Genomic DNA, 19,012 nt, shown 5'->3' with positions numbered 1-19,012 from the left:
GAACGGACTCGCGACGGAGCATCAGGCATTTTCCCGAGTTTTCGAATACCATGGCCAAGATCCTCGTGACCGGCGCGGCCGGCTTCATCGGCTACAACACCAGTGAGCGCCTGCTGGCGCGCGGCGATGAAGTCGTGGGCCTCGACAACGTCAACGACTACTACGACCCCACGCTCAAGGAAGCGCGTCTTGCGCGTCTGTCACGTCACCCGGGCTTCCGGCTGGTGCGCATGGAGTTGGGCGACCGCGCGGGCGTGGAGCGTGTGTTTCGCGAGGAACGCTTCGACCGCGTGATTCATCTCGCGGCGCAGGCCGGCGTGCGGTACTCGATCACCAATCCGCACACGTACATCGACAGCAACCTCGTCGGCTTCCTGCACATCCTCGAGGGGTGCCGCCATCATGGCGTGCAGCACCTCACATATGCCTCGTCATCGAGCGTGTACGGCGCCAACACGGCGATGCCGTTCTCGGTGCACCAGAATGTCGACCACCCGGTCTCGCTCTACGCGGCCACCAAGAAGGCCAATGAGCTGATGGCGCACACGTACAGCCACCTGTACGGCCTGCCCACCACGGGCCTGCGTTTCTTCACCGTGTATGGCCCGTGGGGCCGCCCGGACATGGCGATGTTCCTGTTCACCAAGGCCATTCTGGAAGGGCGCCCCATCGACGTGTTCAATCACGGCAAGATGCAGCGTGACTTCACGTACATCGACGACATCGTCGAGGGCGTGATCCGCACGAGCGACCACGTGGCAGCACCGAACCCGGACTGGGATTCCGGCAAGCCCGACCCGGCGACGAGCAAGGCCCCGTACCGAATTTACAATATCGGTAACAACAACCCGGTCGAATTGATGCATCTCATCACGACGTTGGAGCAGGCGCTGGGGCGGACGGCAGAGAAGAACATGCTGCCGATTCAACCAGGTGACGTGCCCGCGACGTATGCCGATGTGGAAGCACTCGTGCAAGACGTGGGTTTCGCGCCCCGCACCTCCATCGAGACCGGTGTAGCGAACTTCGTGGCCTGGTACCGCGACTACTACCGCGTCGGAGCCTGAGATGACACGCGGGGTGGCATGCGGATCGCCATGGTGGGGAGTGGATATGTAGGTCTCGTATCGGGGGCCTGCTTCGCGGAGTTCGGTCCCAGTGTCACCTGTGTGGATGTGTCGGAGGCGCGCATCGAGCGCCTCCGACGGGGCGAAATCCCCATTTACGAGCCCGGGCTCGACGAGCTCGTGAGCAAAGGACTGCGTTCAGGTCGGTTGACGTTCACCACCGACCTCGCCGTAGCGGTCGCCGCGGCCGACGCAGTGTTCATCGCCGTGGGCACGCCGTCCCGACGTGGTGACGGACACGCCGACCTGCGCTACGTGGAAGCCGCCGCCGCCGATATCGCGCGGCACCTCACGGGCTACACGGTCGTCGTCACCAAAAGCACCGTGCCCGTGGGCACCGGCCGACGGGTCGCCGAGATCATTCGCGCCACCAATCCCGATGCGGACTTCGACATGGTGTCGAATCCGGAGTTCCTGCGCGAAGGCTCGGCTATTGGCGACTTCATGCGCCCTGATCGTGTGGTGATCGGCGCCAAGTCGCCGCGCGCTGCCGACGTGATGCGCGAGGTCTATCGCCCGCTATACCTGCTCGAAACGCCGATGGTGGTGACCACACTCGAGACAGCCGAGCTCACCAAGTATGCGGCCAACGCGTTCCTCGCCACGAAGATCACATTCATCAATGAGATGGCGGATCTGTGCGAGAAGGTTGGCGCCAATGTGCAGGATGTGGCCCAGGCGATGGGGCTGGATGGGCGCATCGGCCGCACGTTCCTGCACGCGGGACCGGGCTTTGGTGGATCGTGTTTCCCGAAGGACACTGTGGCGCTGGTGCGTACGGCCCAGGAGTACGGTACACCCGCACGGCTGGTGGAAGCGGTCGTGCAGGTGAACGACACCCGCAAGGGCGCGATGGCGTCGCGGGTGATCGCGGCGTGCGGTGGATCGGTGCGCGGCAAGACGATTGGCGTGCTGGGCGTGGCATTCAAACCCAACACCGACGACATGCGTGCGGCACCAAGCCTCGCCATCATCCCGGCCCTGCAGGACGCGGGTGCGACGATCCGGGCCTATGACCCTGCGGCCATGCACGAAGCCACATCATTGCTTCCCGATGTGGAGTGGTGTGGACACGCCTACGAGGTGGCCACCGATTGTGATGCGGTCGTGCTGATCACCGAGTGGAATGAGTTCCGCGCACTCGATCTCGACCAGCTGGGCAGTGTGATGCGCTCACGTGTGCTGGTGGACCTGCGCAACGTGTATCGCCCGCAGGATGCGCAGGCGCACGGCTTCGCGTATACGGGCATTGGTCGTGGACAGCAGGTGGCGATGCCCCTGGTAGACGTACCAGCCGAAGCGATGACCGAGATTTTACCGCTTGCCGCGACGTCCGCGCACAAAGGCGACGAAACCCACGAGGAATACCGTGGCGAACCCGAACCACTGGAAGGCGTACGACTTGTGGGGGCCTTCGCTGAGTGACGGCGGCGGGATGCGTGCGGGGCGCGTGACATCGCGCACCAGCGTATCGCCGAGTGCGAGCAGCAGAAACGGCGCCAGCGGGCGTCCCACGATGCGGGACAGCGAGTCGTGATCGAGCAACCGTACCGCGCGCGGATTGGACGGCAGAGTGACCCGTTCGGCGCGCGCGGGCGGATACGACAACACCAGTGCATCGAGCGAGAGCGTATCCGCTTCGCGTGCCTTGTCGTGATCGATGGTGCGCGCATCAGCGGAGTACACGTAGCCGCGCACCAGCAGAATGGCGGTGTCGCCCCAGCTGCCGTCGATGGCCGTGATGGGTGTCAGCAGGTGTACACCCGGCGATCCCCCCTGCGAGCGCGTGGCATGCACGGCTTCGTGGGCGTAGTCGGCCACCGCCTCCACTTTCACGTGTCGCCAGTGCGTGACCACGGTGTCCTGACCGCGCAGCGCGGCCAGTGACAACGGGGCCATGGCCCCACGCTCGCTGACCACGCGGTTCTGCAAGCGGCGCTCCTGCGAGCGATCGAGCTGCCAGATCCCCAGTCGTACGCACACCGACACGGCGATCATCGCCAGCAGGCCGAACAACCACAACTTCCCACGCGTCATGCCGGTCGATCCTTCTTCGGGGCTTTGGTGTTCCGGGTGCGCTTCGGCGCGGTCGCCTTGGCCGGTTCTGCAGTGGGCTGGTCAGCTTTCGGTTTCGCGGCCGCTGGCTTGACGACTGATTTGCCCGCGGGCTTGGCAGCTGGTTGGACTGCCGCCTTTGGCTGGCTGACCTTCGGCCTGCTGACCTTCGGCTTGCCTGGCTTGGGCTTGGCCTTGGGCGCTTTGCGGTCCGCGGATGGTTGTGAAACCGGCACCATCACGTCTTCGACTGGCGGTACCACCAGCGGTGGAGCGACGGGCCCTTCCGGCAGCAGCACCAGCATGGCCAGCGGTGGCAGGGACAGCACAATGGACGCATCGAACCCGTGATACGGCGTAGGCTCGGCGTTCACTTCCTCGTACACCGGATAGTTGCTGCCACCGAATGCCGCCGCGTCCGAGTTGAGCAACAAGCGATAGCGACCAGCGCGCGGCACACCCAGGCGATACTGGTCACGCGGCACCGGCGTGAGGTTCAGCACCACCAGGGCGTGCGCGTCGCCATCGAAGCGCGCATACGACAGCACGGACTGCTCACGATCGGTCACATCGATCCAGCGAAAACCGGACGGCTCATGGTCGGCACGCCAGAAGCACGAGTGTGCCCGGTAGGCATGCTGCAACGCCTGCATGAAATCCGACAGACCGCGACGGCGCGGGTCTTCCAGCAGTTCCCACTCGAGACTCACATCGTGGTTCCACTCACCATGTGGTGCGAGTTCGGTGCCCATGAAGAACAGCGACTTGCCCGGGCGTGTGACAGAGTAGCCGATCAGCGCGCGCAGGTTCGCGAACTTCTGCCACAGATCGCCCGGCATCTTTTCGAGCAGCGACCGCTTGAGATGCACCACTTCGTCGTGCGACAGCGGATTCATGAAGCGTTCGCTGTACTCGTACCAGATGGCGAACGTCAGCTTCTCGTGTGCGCCCTTTCGAAAGAACGGGTCGACACGGAAGTAGTCCAGCGTGTCGTGCATCCACCCCATGTTCCACTTGAGCGTGAAACCGAGGCCACCTTCCCGGATGGGCGCCGTCACCTTGGGCCACGAGGTGCTCTCTTCCGCGATGGTCACCACGCCCGGATGCAATGACTGCATGGCGTGATTGAGCTGCTTGAGAAACGCGACGGCCTCCAGGTTTTCGCGTCCCCCAAAACGGTTGCGCAACCACTGCCCTGCCTCGCGGCCGTAGTCGAGATACAACATCGACGCCACGGCATCCACACGCAGGCCGTCGATGTGGAACTCCTCGATCCAGTACAGCGCGTTCGCCACGAGGAAGTTGCGCACCTCATGCCGGGCGTAGTTGAAGATGTGCGTCCCCCACTCGGGGTGATCGCCGAGCCGAGGATCTTCGTGCTCGTAGCACGCGGTGCCATCGAAGCGGCGCAGCGCCCAATCGTCCTTGGGGAAGTGCGCGGGCACCCAGTCGAGCAACACGCCGATACCGGCTTCGTGCAACGTATCCACCAGATAGCGGAAATCATCGGGCGAACCGTGGCGTGAGTTGGGCGCAAAGTATCCGCCCACCTGATAGCCCCATGAGCCACCAAACGGGTGCTCCTGGACAGGGAGCAATTCCACGTGCGTGAAGCCCAGTGTGCTCACATGGGCGGCGAGACGCGGCGCAATCTCGCGATAGGACAGCAAACGGTTGTCCTCACCACGCATCCACGAGCCCAGATGCACCTCGTAGACGAGCATCGGCTCCTTGCGGAGATCCATCTCCGCACGCTCGGCCATCCACTGGCCATCGCGCCACGGATATCGACTGCGCGCCTGCACGATAGAGGCGTGTCCCGGCCCCTGCTCCATCTTGGCCGCAAACGGATCGGTCTTCACACGCAGGGCACCCGTACGCGTGAGGATCTCGTACTTGTACAGCGACTCGGCACCAACACCGGGGATGAACAGTTCGAACACCCCGCTGGCGCCGAGTCGACGCATGGTGTGCGCTCGTCCGTCCCAGCGATTGAAGTCACCGGACACCGATACGCGTGCGGCATTGGGTGCCCACACTGTGAAGGCGGTGCCCGACACGCCATCCATTGTGCGCAGATGCGCACCCATCTTCTCCCACAAGCGAAGGTGCCGCCCCTCGTTGAAGAGGTGCAGGTCCACATCACCAATGGTGGGCAGAAAACGGTACGGGTCGTCGAACGTATGCACTCGCGCGTCATCGTCCGTCATTTCGAAGCGATATCGCAGCGGCAATCGGCGATCTGGCAGGAACACCGTGTGCAGCCCCGACGCCTCACGCTGCATGCCCACCCGCTGTTCGCCCACCAGCACCTCGATGCTGCGCGCGCGCGGTTGCCACGCCCGGACGATCACACCCACCACACCATCGAGAGTGGCCGGATGCGCGCCAAGGACGTCATGGGGGCTGACCGACTCGCCACGAACCAGGCGATGCGCCGCGTCCTCAGGCGCCGGCGGTGGAGTGAGCGCAGGCATGAATGAAGTATAGGGCCGTGGCGGTGGCTGGGCCGCTCCCGGCCTTTTCCCCTGCCCAGGGCTCCGAATGTCCCCCCGGCGTGCGACAGATGCCGTTGGTCACACCGCCACGCTGACTGCCCCACCGGTGAATCTTCAGAGAGAGAAACTCCGTCAAAGGGGATACAGGCGGATCGACGGCCTGTTTTTCCCCACCCGGTTTCGCGGAGTCGTCCCATGTTGACACTCGTCCTTACGGCACTCACGGCCCTTCAGGTCGCGGCCCCCGCTCCTTCCCGCCTCGCATCGACCCCGGTCGCGGCAGTGGCTTCCATGCCCCTCCCCCCGGTCGACGCGCCTGCTGACGAGTACCTCGCGCGCGCGCGCAAGGCATTCGACGCCGGCGACTTTGGCGTGGCCCGCCGTGAATTCGTGATCGCCGCCGCGCTCGAGCGCGACGCAGGTCGCCTGCCAGTCGCCGCATCGTTCGGCCTGTCGCGTGTGCTCTTCGCGCAGTCCAACAACAAGGAAGCCGCTCAGGTGCTGTCGGAACTCGCGCGTGATGCCGCCGCGAAGGGTGACGACAACACTGAAGCGCGCGCCCTCGCCGATGCGATCTGGCTGAACCGCGAGTCCAACCAGCGTGCGGATGTGCGCAATGAAGCGGCGCGCCTGCTGACCCTGATGCGTGGCACTTCGCTGTCGGCTGAGACCCGTCGCCTGATCCGCGAGACGACCACGACGTCCTGATGGCGGACGCTTGGTAGCGACCGAGCTATTTCTTTCGGGGGCGTGGCCGCGTGGATGCGGTCGCGCCCTCGCTGGCGTCGGTCCCTGTCACCGGCTCCACGTGCACCTGTGCGGCGAGTCCGGTGCCAACCGCCTGCTCCTGATTGCCGATGCGCAACGTGATCGGTCCATCGAACGGCGCCTTGGCCACCAGCGTCACCAACGCGCCGGGCTGCAGCGAAATCTCGGCGAGGTAGCGCAGTAGCGACGGGTTCTTGTCACTCACCCGCACCATGCACGCCGACTCGCCGACGTTCAGATCGGCCAGTGTGCGATGTGTGCGCTCGTCCACCACGCCGTCGGCCGTGGGAATGGGTGCACCGTGCGGATCCGCTTCGGGATGGCCCAGCGCGGCGGACATGCGATCGATCAGGTCATCTGATGCCGCATGTTCGAGACGCTCGGCTTCGTCATGGACCTTGTCCCACGGATAGCCCAGCACACGCGTGAGATAAGTCTCGAGGATGCGGTGCCGACGAATGGTGCGCAACGCGGCGCTACGGCCCAGCGGGGTCAGCTGCACGCCGCGATACGGCTCATGATCGACAAAGCCCTGCGCGGCCAACCGGCGAATCATCCCGGTCACGGAAGCCGGCGCCACGTTCAGCGCCTGCGCCACATCCGACGTGGCCGCCGCACCCGCACGGGTTTCCAGTTCGTAGATCGCCTTGAGGTAATCCTCGACCGGTTCGGTGAGAGGCGGCGGAGCGACGGAGCGGGAAGGCATGACGGAAATCTAGTGTCCGTGGCGCGATCGGCGGAGAGCCGATGGGCGCGAGAACGATCAGCGAGAACGATCAGCGAGCACGATCAACGCGGACGTCCGCCACGCAGCCCTGCGGGTCCCCGCACCATGAGCACCGGCACCATCGTGCGGTGACGAACCGTGTTGGCGGTGGTGCCGTAGATGACATCCTGCAGACCACGATGCCCATGCACCGCCATGGCGATCAGGTCACAACGCTCGCGCTCGGCCGCCGATGCGATCTCCGAGGCGGGATCACCGCCGGCCAGCAGCGAGTCGGCCTCGAAACCCTCGCCCCGCAGCGTGGCACACCACCCTTCGATGTACTCACGATCGACACGCATCTCCTCCGACTCGCGGAGCTGCAGCGACTTTTGGTGACGGGCCGCCCAGCCGTCCGCGACATGCATGAGCAACAAGGACGACTTGCACAGCGTGGCCAACTGGCGCACGTGCGCGATGATCACGTCGTCGTACGGGGAATGCTCGAGTGGCACGAGAATGCGGCGATACATCAGGTGATCCACTCCCGGACGGTCTGGAAAAGCAGCCAGACGTTGAGCACGGCGATGAGCACGGCCACGGTATACGCAGCGATGCGCAGCGGCGTGGAGTTCACGAAGCTGCCCATCTTCACGCGATCGGACGTGAAGCGCACCAACGGGAACACGGCAAACGACAACTGGAACGACAGAATGACCTGGCTGAACACCAGCAGCTTGGCCGTGCCACTCTCCCCGTAAAATATCGCCACGATGGCCGCCGGCACGATGGCAATCGCGCGCGTGATCAGGCGGCGTAACCACGGGCGGATGCGCAGATTGAGGAAACCCTCCATCACGATCTGTCCCGCCAGTGTGCCGGTCAGGGTCGAATTCTGACCTGACGCCAGCAGCGCGAGGGCAAACACGGCGCTCGCACCGCTCACGCCCAGCAGTGGCGTGAGCAGTTGATGCGCATCCTGAATCTCCGCCACTTGCGTATTGCCCGTGCGATGGAACGTGGCCGCGGCGACAATCAGGATGGCGGCATTGATGAACAGCGCAAACGTGAGCGCGATGGTGGAATCGGCAAACGCAAAACGCACCGCCTCGCGCTTGCCCTCGGCGTTCTCCGCATACTTGCGCGTCTGCACGATGGACGAGTGCAGGTAGAGATTGTGCGGCATCACCGTGGCGCCCAGAATGCCGATGGCGATGTACAGCATTTCAGGGTTGCGCACGATCTCGGTGGTGGGCACAAAGCCGCGCGCCACCTCGCCGATGTCCGGGCGCGAGATGATGAGCTCGAACAGGAAACAGCCACCCACCACCGCCACGAGTGCGATCACCAGCGCCTCGAGCATGCGGAAACCCTTGTTCTGCAGGTACAGCACCAGCAGTACATCGAGCGCGGTCAGCGCGATGCCCCAGGGCAGTGAGATACCGAACAGCAGATTGAGGGCGATCGCAGAACCAATCACTTCTGCGAGGTCACACGCCGCAATCGCGATTTCGCACAGCACCCACAGCATGAAGGCCACGCCGGGGCTGTAGTGATCGCGGCAGGCCTGCGCGAGGTCGCGTCCGGTGACGATGCCGAGCTTGGACGAAAGCCCCTGCAGCAGCACGGCCATCAGGTTGGACAGCAGAATCACCGACAGCAGCGCGTAGCCGAATCGCGAACCACCGGCGAGGTCGGTGGCCCAATTGCCGGGGTCCATGTAGCCCACGGCCACCAGGTATCCGGGGCCGGCAAAGGCCAGCAGCTTCCGGAACCAGGAGGCGCCGTGCACCTCCACAGACCGGTGCACCTCCGAAAGCGACGGCGCGAGCCGCGCGCGGCGCCACCCCCCTTCGCCCGGCATTTCCCACGCCGAATCGAGGGGAGCAGCGCCCAATGGCGCTCCGTCGTCGGGCGTGCCGGGCAATTCCGTGTTCTGTGTAGCCATACCGAAAGTTTAGGCTACACTAAAAATAATTCAAGCCTCAGCAGCCGAATGGTTCGGGCGATCAGTGTCCGGCGGCCACTCCGTCGCGACGCGGGTCCGCCACGCCGATCCGCCGGCCGTCCGGTGCCACGTAGACCGCGTGCACGCCACCGAAGGTGATGTCGGCAACACGGCTCACCGGGCGGTAGCCCCGCAGCACGAGAGCCTGGTACACGGGCGTGGTGAATCCGGCCTCCACTTCCACTTCTTTCTGCGCGGCAGCCGCGTAAATGCGCGGGGCTGCGATGGCCACCCACGGGTCTTCCCCAAAGGCGAGCATGCGCAGCGTCACCTGCGTGATGGCTGGCTGGATGTACTGCGAACCGGCCGCGCCGATGACGAGGCGCACCTTGTCACCCTGCAGCAGCATGGTGGGCGACATCGTGGAGTTGGCGTAGCGATGCGTGCCACGGGTACGCGCGTCGAAATTGCTGCCCGACGAATTGAGAAAGAACCCATCGGTGTACACACCCGAGCCAAACAGCACGCCCACGGTGGTCGTCGCCGAAACGGCACTGCCGTCAGCGTCCACCACGGAGAGGTGCGACGTGAAGCTCTGCATGTGCTGCTCATCGTACGCCACGGCGTGCTGCATATCGTGCTGCGCATCGTCGCCCGGTGCGGCCTGCGTCGCGGGCACGGCGGGGTACGGATCGAAGCGCGTGCAGGCGCCCGGCACGGAGGCAGAATCGAATGCCCAGGCGTCGCCCGCGACGGCGGTGTCGGGCAGTGCGCCACCAACCAGTCCCGCGCGCTGCTTCGCAAAGCCCGCGTTGGCCACACCACGCGCCGGTACGCGCATCACCTGTGGGTCGCCGCGCCAACGGTTCGCGTCCGCTCCGGCGATGCGCAGGATGTCGGCCATCTTCACCACCGATTCCGGTGTGTTGGTGAAGGTGCCGGCCACACCCGACTGCTCGGCCATCTGCAGCATTTCCAACACCGCCGAACCACCCATCGGCGGCGGCGCACCCAGCACCGTGTACCCATGCCATGTGGCACACAGCGGCCGCATGGCGAGCACCGGGTAGCTGTTCATATCGGCCACATTGATGAGCCCCCCCAGCGACTTCACCTTGGCCGACAAACGCTCCGCAACGCCACCACGGTAAAACCCATCACGTCCCTCGTTCTGGACGCGTTCGAGGGTGGACGCGAGTTCCGGCTGCACGAGGCGATCGCCCGGACGCAGCGCTTCACCACGCGGCATGAAGCGCGCCATGGCCAGCGAGTCGGCTGACAGCTTCGTGCGCGAAGACACGATGGTGCGGGCCAGCAACGGCGAGACGATGAACCCATCGCGCGCGAGCCGAATGGCCGGTGCCATCACCTGCGCGCGCGTGAGCTTGCCCCACTTGCCGTGCGCCTCGAGCAAGCCCGCCACCATGCCCGGCGTGGCCGCCGCACGGCCCATCGCACGGCCGCGCGAGGTGTCAGCCTGGCCCCAGGCCGCATCGCCGCCCGTGCGCGGATAGAACGACAGATGTTCGACGCGCTTCGTCTTGGCATCGTAATAGGTCATTGCACCACCGCCGCCCAGACCCGTCTGCGATACGTCGGTCACCGACAGCGCAAACGCGGTCGCCACAAATGCGTCGACGGCATTGCCACCCTGACGCAACACTTCATCGCCCGCCGCGGCGGCATCGGGATGCGACGCGGCGACCATGCCACTCCGACCTTCCACGCGCTTGCCGGCCATTGGCGCCACGGCACCTTCACCAGCAGGCTTGGCACAGGCAGAGATGAGAGCGCCGGCGCTCAGCGCGAGCGAAAGGATGCGTCGGGACATGGTGGGATGCCTCAGGGGTCGAACAGGGGAAGCAGCTGGGTGACGATGCGTTCCGTCAGCCCCCATACGATATACTGATCCACGCGAAATCCGGGAAATCGGGCCCGCGCGCCATTGATCGTCATGACATGCTCGGCCTGTGCATCCGGATGACGCAGCATGGCCAGTGGCACCCAGTAGGTGGCCGCGACTTCGACATTGGGCACGAACGTCACATCCGCCGGCACGAGGGCCACGAACGGCCGGATCATGATGGGTGGCAGCGAGGGGCTGCGCGGCGCCAGATCGTCGAGACGCCCCAGCATGACGCCCTGCATGAGATCCAGCGACAGCTCTTCGGAGGTCTCGCGAATGGCCGTCATCTCGAGCGAAGCATCGCTGGGCTCACGGCGGCCACCGGGGAACGCCATGTGCCCGCTCCACGGATCGCCATCACGATCGGCGCGCTTGATGAACAGCAACTCGGGCCCCGACTCCACCACGCGGAGCACGGCCGCCACGGCCGCGAAGCGCATGTTCGGCAACTGCTCCGCGTCCTGGGGCTCTCGCGTGGCCAGATGGTGCGCGAGGCGCGCGATGTCACGGTGGCGGAGAGCGCCCCTCAGCGCTTCCGACAATCCCGCACGATCGGTGACACCCACCTCAGGTTCTGACGCAGGTGCCACCGGATGTCCTGCCTGATGATCCACGGCGCTCAGCCGGCGACCTCGCCGCCGGTGGAGACCCAGTCACGAAATCCGCCCGCCAGCGAGGCCACGTTGCTGTACCCCATCTCCTGCAGCGTCTTGGCTGCCAACGCCGAGCGGTTGCCGCTGGCGCAGATGAGCACGACGCGCGCATCACGCGGCACCTTCGATTCGATCTGGCTTTCGAGCACTCCGCGTCCGATGTACTGCGCGGGCTTGGCGTGCCCAAGGCTCCACTCGTTCTGTTCGCGGATATCGATCAACTCCAGCGCTTCACCGCGTGCCAGCGCATCCTGCACTTCACGCGCCGTGACTTCGGTGACCTGCGCCTTGGCTTCGGCGATCAACTGCTGGGCGGTCTTCATCTTGTATGCTCCTCTATCCCGGTGACTGTCCGGGTCTGGTCAGGGTGACGTTGGACCGACGCGATGGATCGTCAGCGTGGCGGCATCCGCATCGAGCGTCGCGAGCGCGCCCAATGGCAGCGTCCACTGGTCTTCAATATGGCCTACGGGGATGCCCGACAGGGTGGGCACCTGCAACGCGTCCGCAACATCCTGCACGACGTGCATCAACGATCGTGTGCCATCGCTGGTGGTGTCGGGACAGTTGGTGAACTGCCCAAAGGCCAATCCGGCGCAACCATCAAATACGCCGGCCAGCCGGAGTTGCGTCAGCATGCGATCGATGCGATACGTGGCTTCATCGATATCCTCGAGGATGACGATCGCGCCGCGAAAGTCCATCGCCCAAGGTGTACCACAGAGAGATGCCACAAGTGCCAGGTTTCCACCAATCAGTCGGCCTGTTGCTGAACCACCGACGACGGTGATCGCATCCGATGCGTGCAGCGTGGTGGAGGCCGGCACGTCCTGCACGGCCGACACGAACGCTTCACGCGTGAACGACGTGAGCGTGGCCCGTGCGGTGGGGCCGTGATAGCTCGTCAACCCAGCGCGTTGCCACGCGGCATGCAACGCGGTGATGTCGGAATAGCCGATCAGCGCCTGCGGGTGTGCACGCACTTGCGTGCGATCGAGCGCGTCCTGCACGCGTGGCAACAGCCGCATCGCGCCATAGCCACCACGCAGGCACCAGATCGCATCGATGGTGTCATCGAGCATGGCCGCCACGAGATCATCACCGCGATCGGCGTCGGGGCCGGCAAAGTATCCGTCCCGCGCCAGCGCGTGTTGCCCCACGCTGACGCGCCACCCCAGCGCCTGCGCCGAGTCGACGGCGTGTTCCAGCTCGTGCGGACCGGCCAGTGGTCCCGAGGGAGACACCAGCGCCACGTGCGATCCGGCCTGCAGTGGCCGCGGCTCCCGCAGGGCAGTCACCACCACCTCACGCCGTCGTCAGACGGCGCGCACGATCGAGATAGGCGTTCCGCAGGCGCTGCGTGACCGGGCCAGGCTGCCCATTGCCCACGACCGCACCATCGATGCGCGTGATCGGCAAAACGAAGCTCGTGGCGCTCGTCAGGAAACATTCATCGGCGGCAACAGCCTGATCCACGGTGAACGCCCGCTGCACCAGTGGGATGCTCACGTCGATGGCCAGCGCGATCGCCACATCACGTGTGATGCCGGCCAGAATGTCGCTCGACAACGGCCGCGTGTACGTGATCCCGTCCTTCACGATCCACAGCGTGCTCGAGCCGCCCTCGGTCACGAGGCCGTCTTCCTGCATCATCGCCTCGAACGTGCCGGCGGCACGCGCCGCCTGCTTGGCCAGCACCTGCGCCAGCATCGACGTGGACTTGATGTCGCAGCGTGCCCATCGCAGATCCGGCACGACGTGCACGGCCACACCACTCGCGTTCGGGTCGTCGCTCAGCTTCTTGGGCCGCGCATACGCGAACACGCTGGGCTTCACGTTGGCAGGGAACGGAAAATCACGTTCAGCCTCGCCACGCGTCACCTGCAGATACACCAGCCCTTCGTCGATGCCGTTCTTCGTGGCAACCTCCTGCATCACCTCGAGCAACGTGTCATTGCTCGCCGGCGCGGGCATGCCAATTTCGCCCAGCGATCGCGTCAGGCGTGCGAGGTGCAGATCCGCGTCCAGCAATCGCCCCTGAAACACAGCCGCCACTTCGTACACACCATCACCGAAGAGCACGCCGCGGTCGAAGATGGACAGCTTGGCTTCTGACTCGGGGACAAACTGGCCGTTGATCCAGCAGGTACGCATGACGGGGACCGGAGAGATGACGATGAATGAGGCCGCCAACAATCGTCGACGGGATCCTGAAAAGATAACGGATCGCCCCCCGCCCCTGCGTTCCCACGACCATGCCCGCACGATTCGGATGACACACCTTCCGCCACACGCCCCCATCGTGGCGCCGTGCTCACCCTCCGCGCCGCCGCGCTCCTCCTCGCCCGCGCCGACTCCCACTCGGCGTTGCGCCCTCTGGCGCCCCTGCTGGGCTTCTCCGCCCCGCCCATTCCCGTGCCAGCTGCCATCCGCCGAGACCTGGGCCTGCAGGGCCTGGTCCAGCGCGCGGAGCTCTGCGAAGGCCCCGGCGCCCTCAGACTGCTCACCGCGCAGCTGACGCCGCCCGACTCGATCGGTGACACCAATGACCTGCGCGAGCACACCCGCAAGGTCGCCGCCGCACTGGCCCGACACGCGCCCACCAGGCAGTGGGTGCTCTGCACCATCGACGCCCAGGGCCACGCCCTCTGTCTTGCCACTGTCAACGACACCGGTGCCGGCACCCGCGTGGCGGCGCTCCGCATCGACCGGCGTCGCGTCCTCGACTCCGACGCCGACACGTTCCGCACCCTCGCCGCGGCGGCCAACGACGATCATCTCCTGCGCCACGCCCGCTTCACGGACATCCTCCGCCGCGATGCGCTGTCCCTCCGCTTCTATCGCGCCATCGAGCAGGCCGTCGACACCCTCGCGCAGTCCCTCGCGCCGTCGGGGCGCGCCCGAAGCCGAACCACAGCAGCTCACACACTCACCCCAGCCCAACGCCGCGAACTCGCGCTGCTCTGCATCTCCCGGTGCCTCTTTCTGGGCTTCCTCGAAGCCAAGGGCTGGCTCGACCATCGTCGCGATTTTCTCCTGCACCACACCCTGCGCGTGCTCGAGAGTGGGGGATCGCTGCACGAGCGTCTGCTCCGTCCTCTCTTTTTCGGCACGCTCAACACGCCGCGGCGAGCACGGGCGGCCACCGCACGTCTGTTCGGACGCGTGCCCTTTTTGAATGGCGGCCTCTTCTCCCCCACCGCCCTGGAACGACGCGCCCGCTCCCTCCAGTTCAGCGACGATGCGCTCACCGCCCTCATCACCGGCGTGCTTGATCGCTACCGCTTCACAGCCCACGAAGACTCGGCCGCCTGGTCCGAGGCGGCCGTCGATCCCGAAATGCTGGGCCGCGCCTTCGAAAGCCTCATGGCCGCCGACGAACGCCGCCGATCCGGCGCGTTTTACACACCGCCACATCTCGTCGACACGGCGATATCAGAAGGCCTGACAGCTCTGCTGCCGACCGTACCAGCAACGGTACTCGAACAAGCCGCCGATGCCCCGCTCGCGCCCGACGTCGCACTCACCATCACTCACCGACTCACCACGCTGCGCGTACTCGACCCGGCATGCGGCTCCGGTGCGTTCCTGGTGCGTACCCTCGAACGGCTCGATGCACTGCTCCGACGCGCGGGTGACCAGCGTCCCACACATGAGCGGCGACGAGCCCTGCTCACTCACAACATCTTCGGCGTCGACCGCGATCCCATGGCGGTCTGGCTCTGCGAACTTCGGCTCTGGCTCGCCGTGGTCATCGAATGCGACGACCCCGATATCGAACGCATCGCGCCGCTGCCGAATCTCGATCACCATATCCGCGTTGGTGATTCCCTCGCCGGTGGCTCCTTCCGATTTGCGCCACCCAGCGGTCGCGCCCTGTCCACCCTCCGCGCCCGCTACAGTCGCGCCAGCGGCGCACGGAAAGTCACCATCGCCTCAGCGCTCGATCTCGAGGAACGCCGACGCAGCGTCGCCGAACTGTCCTCGCGCCTCGATGCCGTGGGTCAGGAACGCCGACAACTGCTCCTCGCACTGCGTAGCCGAGATCTCTTCGGCCAACGCACGCGCGCTACCCGCTCCGACCGTGCACGCCTCACCACCCTTCGCACAACCTCACGAGAGCTCTCCTCACACCGCAGTCGCCTCCAGCTCGGTGCCGCACTACCGTTTCGCTTTGGTGCCATGTTCGCCGATGTCGGTGCCGCTCAGGGGTTCGGAATGGTTGTGGGCAACCCGCCCTGGGTGCGCCCGCATGCCATGCCCGAACGCGAACGCCAATGGCTGCGCCAGGAGTTCCGCGCCATGCGTCACGCCGGCTGGCGCGCGGGAGCCACACGCGCGGGCGCTGGTGCTGGCTTCGCCGCGCAAGCCGATCTCGCCGTCGCGTTTGTCGAACGCAGCATCCAACTCCTGGCGCCCAACGGCATCCTCGCCCTGCTCGTGCCCGCCAAACTCTGGCGCACACTCGCTGGTGGTGGCATCCGTCGCCTGCTGCAACAGGAAACGCACCTCAAGTCCATCCACGACTGGAGTGATGCGCCGGCACAGTTCGATGCGGCCACCTACCCGTCGCTGGTCGTCGCCGAACGCCGCACCAGCATCGCACGACACGATCCGGCCCGCTTCGCCGAAATGGCTCCACGTGACGTTGCCAACGAACAGCCAGTCCGCATCACCCTCGTCCGGGAATCACCATACCGCTTCCAGGTTGCAGCACCAGCCCTCTCGCTCGATGGTGATCCCGACGCGCCGTGGCTCCTCCTCCCGTCCGACGCCCACTCGGCGTTCCAACGTATCCGCGATGCCGGCACGCCGCTCGCCCTCTCTCAACTCGGACGCCCACTACTCGGCGTGAAATGCGGATGCAACGCAGCCTTTCTGGTGCACGCCCTCGAACACGATGATCACTCCGCCACCGTCACCGCCCTCACGACGGCCCTGCCACGCCAAGGCGTGATCGAGCGGCAATTGCTCCGCCCCGCCCTGCGGGGTGAATCCGTGCGCGACCCGTTCCGCGCGCACGCTGACGACTCCGCGGAGTCTGCTGATCTACGGATCATCTGGACGCACGGCCTCGATGGTTCCGCCCTCCCTGCCCTTCCCACTGCCACACATCGCTGGCTCGCCCAATGGCGCCCACGCCTGCACGCCCGCCGCGATGCCAGACACACCACACCCTGGTGGGCGCTGTTCAGAACGGAGTCCGCACGCTCCGATGCTCCGCGCGTCGTCTGGGCCGACATCGGCAAACGACTCCGCACACAGGTGCTGCTCGCCGGTGATCCCACCGTGCCACTGAACAGCTGCTACGTCATGCGCGTGCGATCAGAAGCCGATGCGTTCGCACTGCATGCCCTGCTGCAATCCACCATCGCAGCCGCCTGGCTCGACCCACTCGCCGAGCCTGCACGCGGCGGCTTCCGACGGTTCCTCGGTTGGACCGTGGCTTCGCTTCCACTCCCCGCCAACTGGCCCACCGCACGCCGGCTGCTCGCCCCGCTGGGCCAACGCCTGCACAACGGGCAGCTCGAATCGCTGCCACAACCCGCTGCACTCGATGCAACGGTCGCCGCAGCCTACGGGCTCACCGTGGATCAACTCCAGCCATTGCTGGACTGGTACCGTCATGCGTAGCAGCGCGCGTCTGGAGCATCCGCTGCCGCCAATAGTTGCGCTGGCGGATACGCAACGACAGATCGCCGATGCCCTGCACACGCACGAGACAGTGTCCGCAGGACAGCCGGTAGCATCTCTCCAACTCGGCGCTGTCTCGCTGCATCCACAGCAACGCGCCACAGCCCAACACCTGCGCACCATCATCGCCCGTCACGGCGGTGCACTGCTCGCCGATGATGTGGGCACCGGCAAGACATTCGTGGCCCTCGACGTCGCCAGCGAGTACGACATGGTGCACGTCATCGCACCCGCCACCCTGCTCCCCATGTGGCGCAGCGCGATCCAGCGCACAATCGGCCGTCGAGCCCACCTGCACTCCCTCCAACGGTTCTCCCGCACTCCACGACACCGCATCGCCGAAGGGCCAGGCACCCTCGTCATCATCGATGAAGCACACCAACTGCGGAACACCAATACCACGCGCTATCGCACCATCGCACACGCCATCGCCGGAGCACACACGCTGCTGCTCTCCGCCACGCCTCTGCACAACAACAGCGACGAATTGCGCACACTCTGTGCGCTGTTCACGCACAACCTGCACAACGACCTCATCGTACGACGAACGCTGGCGCAGCCCACTCAGGCCCCGCGACCAGCGGGCCTGCCAGGCAAGCCTGTTGTCCGCGAGCATCGGAGCGCAGGAGCACCACAGGATTCGCGCACACTGGAACTGATCCTTTCACTTCCAGCTCCCCTGCCCACTCACGAAGGTGCCGCCGCCAGCGCACTGATTCGGCTCGGCCTGCTTCGCGCCTGGTGTTCGAGTGATGCCGCGCTGGCCGGTGCCCTACGCCAACGCCAACTGCGAGGGCAAGCCATGCAAGACGCCCTGCAGACCGGACGTCACCCCACGTCCCGGGAGCTGCAGTCGTGGATCGTTGGCGATTCCGGAGGGCAACTGGGTTTTCCGGAATTGCTGGCCACGCACCACGCAGACTGCGACGCGCTGATTCCCACCCTCGAGCGTCATCTCGATGCGATCGCCGAGCTCGCACGCCACCACGCGCGATCTGCGACCGGTGACGCATGCCGCGCCGCGCTCCTGAAGCGCATCATGCGCAAACACCACGACGTGCCGGTCATTGCGTTCTCGCAGTTCGAGCGCACCGCCGTCGCACTCCATCGCGCCCTCCGCAACACACCGGGCATAGGCCTGCTGACGAGCACCCAGGGTCGGATCGCCAGCGGCCCCATCGCTCGGGAGGAACTCCTCGCGCTGTTCGCTCCGCGAGCACAGGGCAAACCACCGCCCCCGCCACACCAAGCCGTACGGCTGCTGCTCGCCACCGACCTGTTGGCTGAAGGCGTGAACCTGCAGGACGCGGGCGTGGTGGTACATCTCGACCTGCCCTGGACGGACGCCCTGCTGCGCCAGCGCGTGGGGCGCAGCGCCCGACTCGGCTCCCCACATCACACCGTGCATGTCTATCGGCTGCGTGCCTCTGTTGCCGCTTCTCGGGCCCTACGCGCTGAAGCGCGTATCGCCGAGAAGGCACGCCTCGCCATCCGGCATGTGACCGGTACGCGCCATAGGCCTGGCCGAGCAGACACCGTCGCGCGCCTGTTGGACGCCACGATCTCCTGGAGTCATGCAGACAGCGACACCCGCGGGCCGCTCCCGGCGAGTCATTCCGGCGATCAACCAATGACGCTCTCGGTGTGCCATCGCCTG

General features: G+C 65.8%; 15 protein-coding genes. 5 read left to right on the top strand and 10 right to left on the bottom strand.

The genetic code is table 11. The annotated features are described in order from the left end of the window. Nucleotides 1-50 precede the first annotated feature (50 nt). A complete protein-coding gene (locus VGE27_RS04210; protein WP_331048382.1) occupies nt 51-1,067 on the top strand; it encodes an NAD-dependent epimerase in 1,017 nt (338 codons plus the stop codon). 18 nt (nt 1,068-1,085) lie between these two features. Then, the gene (locus VGE27_RS04205) at nt 1,086-2,552 is read left to right on the top strand and encodes a UDP-glucose/GDP-mannose dehydrogenase family protein (protein ID WP_331048381.1); all 1,467 of its coding nucleotides are present in this window, start codon (nt 1,086-1,088) and stop codon (nt 2,550-2,552) included. Here the strand turns inward: VGE27_RS04205 and VGE27_RS04200 are convergent. Continuing rightward, nucleotides 2,442-3,164, bottom strand: coding sequence for an SURF1 family protein (locus VGE27_RS04200; protein WP_331048380.1), 723 nt, complete (start codon nt 3,162-3,164; stop codon nt 2,442-2,444). The two genes, VGE27_RS04205 and VGE27_RS04200, sit on opposite strands and share 111 nt — an antisense overlap. Beyond that, nucleotides 3,161-5,659 carry a 1,4-alpha-glucan branching protein GlgB gene (glgB, locus tag VGE27_RS04195; protein WP_331048379.1) on the bottom strand — a complete coding sequence of 833 codons (2,499 nt, stop codon included), beginning with the start codon at nt 5,657-5,659 and terminating at the stop codon, nt 3,161-3,163. The genes VGE27_RS04200 and glgB overlap by 4 nt, the downstream gene beginning before the upstream one ends. 312 nt (nt 5,660-5,971) lie before the next feature. Here glgB and VGE27_RS04190 point away from each other — a divergent pair, with 312 nt between their 5' ends. Further along, nucleotides 5,972-6,388: a hypothetical protein gene (locus VGE27_RS04190; protein ID WP_331048378.1), complete on the top strand. Its 417-nt coding sequence runs from the start codon at nt 5,972-5,974 to the stop codon at nt 6,386-6,388. A 25-nt stretch (nt 6,389-6,413) separates the two neighbouring features. On the opposite strand, the gene VGE27_RS04185 is transcribed toward VGE27_RS04190, so the two are convergent. The 8 genes from VGE27_RS04185 to VGE27_RS04150 all read right to left on the bottom strand — a co-directional run bounded on the left by VGE27_RS04185 (nt 6,414) and on the right by VGE27_RS04150 (nt 13,815). Then, nucleotides 6,414-7,154, bottom strand: coding sequence for a metal-dependent transcriptional regulator (locus tag VGE27_RS04185; RefSeq protein WP_331048377.1), 741 nt, complete (start codon nt 7,152-7,154; stop codon nt 6,414-6,416). An 83-nt stretch (nt 7,155-7,237) separates the two neighbouring features. Next, a complete protein-coding gene (locus VGE27_RS04180; protein WP_331048376.1) occupies nt 7,238-7,687 on the bottom strand; it encodes a universal stress protein in 450 nt (149 codons plus the stop codon). Continuing rightward, complete coding sequence (locus VGE27_RS04175; protein ID WP_345787982.1) at nt 7,687-9,018, bottom strand: Nramp family divalent metal transporter; 1,332 nt, start codon at nt 9,016-9,018, stop codon at nt 7,687-7,689. The genes VGE27_RS04180 and VGE27_RS04175 overlap by 1 nt, the downstream gene beginning before the upstream one ends. A 145-nt stretch (nt 9,019-9,163) precedes the next feature. Then, nucleotides 9,164-10,933 carry a gamma-glutamyltransferase family protein gene (locus tag VGE27_RS04170; RefSeq protein ID WP_331048374.1) on the bottom strand — a complete coding sequence of 590 codons (1,770 nt, stop codon included), beginning with the start codon at nt 10,931-10,933 and terminating at the stop codon, nt 9,164-9,166. Nucleotides 10,934-10,944: 11 nt separating this feature from the next. Continuing rightward, nucleotides 10,945-11,598, bottom strand: coding sequence for a CoA pyrophosphatase (locus VGE27_RS04165; protein WP_331048373.1), 654 nt, complete (start codon nt 11,596-11,598; stop codon nt 10,945-10,947). 29 nt (nt 11,599-11,627) lie between these two features. Further along, complete coding sequence (locus tag VGE27_RS04160; protein WP_331048372.1) at nt 11,628-11,984, bottom strand: rhodanese-like domain-containing protein; 357 nt, start codon at nt 11,982-11,984, stop codon at nt 11,628-11,630. A 39-nt stretch (nt 11,985-12,023) separates the two neighbouring features. After that, nucleotides 12,024-12,959, bottom strand: a complete 936-nt coding sequence (locus tag VGE27_RS04155) for an LD-carboxypeptidase (protein WP_331048371.1) — start codon at nt 12,957-12,959, stop codon at nt 12,024-12,026. Between the two features lie 7 nt (nt 12,960-12,966). Then, on the bottom strand, nt 12,967-13,815 hold the full coding sequence (locus VGE27_RS04150; protein ID WP_331048370.1) for a D-amino-acid transaminase: 849 nt from the start codon (nt 13,813-13,815) through the stop codon (nt 12,967-12,969). 156 nt (nt 13,816-13,971) lie between these two features. Here VGE27_RS04150 and VGE27_RS04145 point away from each other — a divergent pair, with 156 nt between their 5' ends. Continuing rightward, nucleotides 13,972-17,295, top strand: coding sequence for an Eco57I restriction-modification methylase domain-containing protein (locus VGE27_RS04145; RefSeq protein WP_331048369.1), 3,324 nt, complete (start codon nt 13,972-13,974; stop codon nt 17,293-17,295). Beyond that, nucleotides 17,288-19,012, top strand: a 1,725-nt coding sequence (locus VGE27_RS04140) for a DEAD/DEAH box helicase (RefSeq protein ID WP_331048368.1), incomplete at its 3' end; no start/stop codon positions are given. The genes VGE27_RS04145 and VGE27_RS04140, both read left to right, overlap by 8 nt.

Source organism: Gemmatimonas sp. (genome assembly GCF_036405635.1).
Taxonomy (GTDB): domain Bacteria; phylum Gemmatimonadota; class Gemmatimonadetes; order Gemmatimonadales; family Gemmatimonadaceae; genus Gemmatimonas.
Note: the sequence above shows the minus strand (reverse complement) of the source record. Positions and strands in the feature narration are given on the sequence as shown.

Bases quoted from the DNA above. Each gene is read 5' to 3' on its own strand.
- VGE27_RS04210 (WP_331048382.1), top strand. From the start codon at position 51: ATGGCCAAGATCCTCGTGACCGGCGCGGCCGGCTTCATCGGCTACAAC.
- VGE27_RS04205 (WP_331048381.1), top strand. From the start codon at position 1,086: ATGCGGATCGCCATGGTGGGGAGTGGATATGTAGGTCTCGTATCGGGG.
- VGE27_RS04200 (WP_331048380.1), bottom strand. From the start codon at position 3,164: ATGACGCGTGGGAAGTTGTGGTTGTTCGGCCTGCTGGCGATGATCGCC.
- glgB (WP_331048379.1), bottom strand. From the start codon at position 5,659: ATGCCTGCGCTCACTCCACCGCCGGCGCCTGAGGACGCGGCGCATCGC.
- VGE27_RS04190 (WP_331048378.1), top strand. From the start codon at position 5,972: ATGCCCCTCCCCCCGGTCGACGCGCCTGCTGACGAGTACCTCGCGCGC.
- VGE27_RS04185 (WP_331048377.1), bottom strand. From the start codon at position 7,154: ATGCCTTCCCGCTCCGTCGCTCCGCCGCCTCTCACCGAACCGGTCGAG.
- VGE27_RS04180 (WP_331048376.1), bottom strand. From the start codon at position 7,687: ATGTATCGCCGCATTCTCGTGCCACTCGAGCATTCCCCGTACGACGAC.
- VGE27_RS04175 (WP_345787982.1), bottom strand. From the start codon at position 9,018: ATGCCGGGCGAAGGGGGGTGGCGCCGCGCGCGGCTCGCGCCGTCGCTT.
- VGE27_RS04170 (WP_331048374.1), bottom strand. From the start codon at position 10,933: ATGTCCCGACGCATCCTTTCGCTCGCGCTGAGCGCCGGCGCTCTCATC.
- VGE27_RS04160 (WP_331048372.1), bottom strand. From the start codon at position 11,984: ATGAAGACCGCCCAGCAGTTGATCGCCGAAGCCAAGGCGCAGGTCACC.
- VGE27_RS04150 (WP_331048370.1), bottom strand. From the start codon at position 13,815: ATGCGTACCTGCTGGATCAACGGCCAGTTTGTCCCCGAGTCAGAAGCC.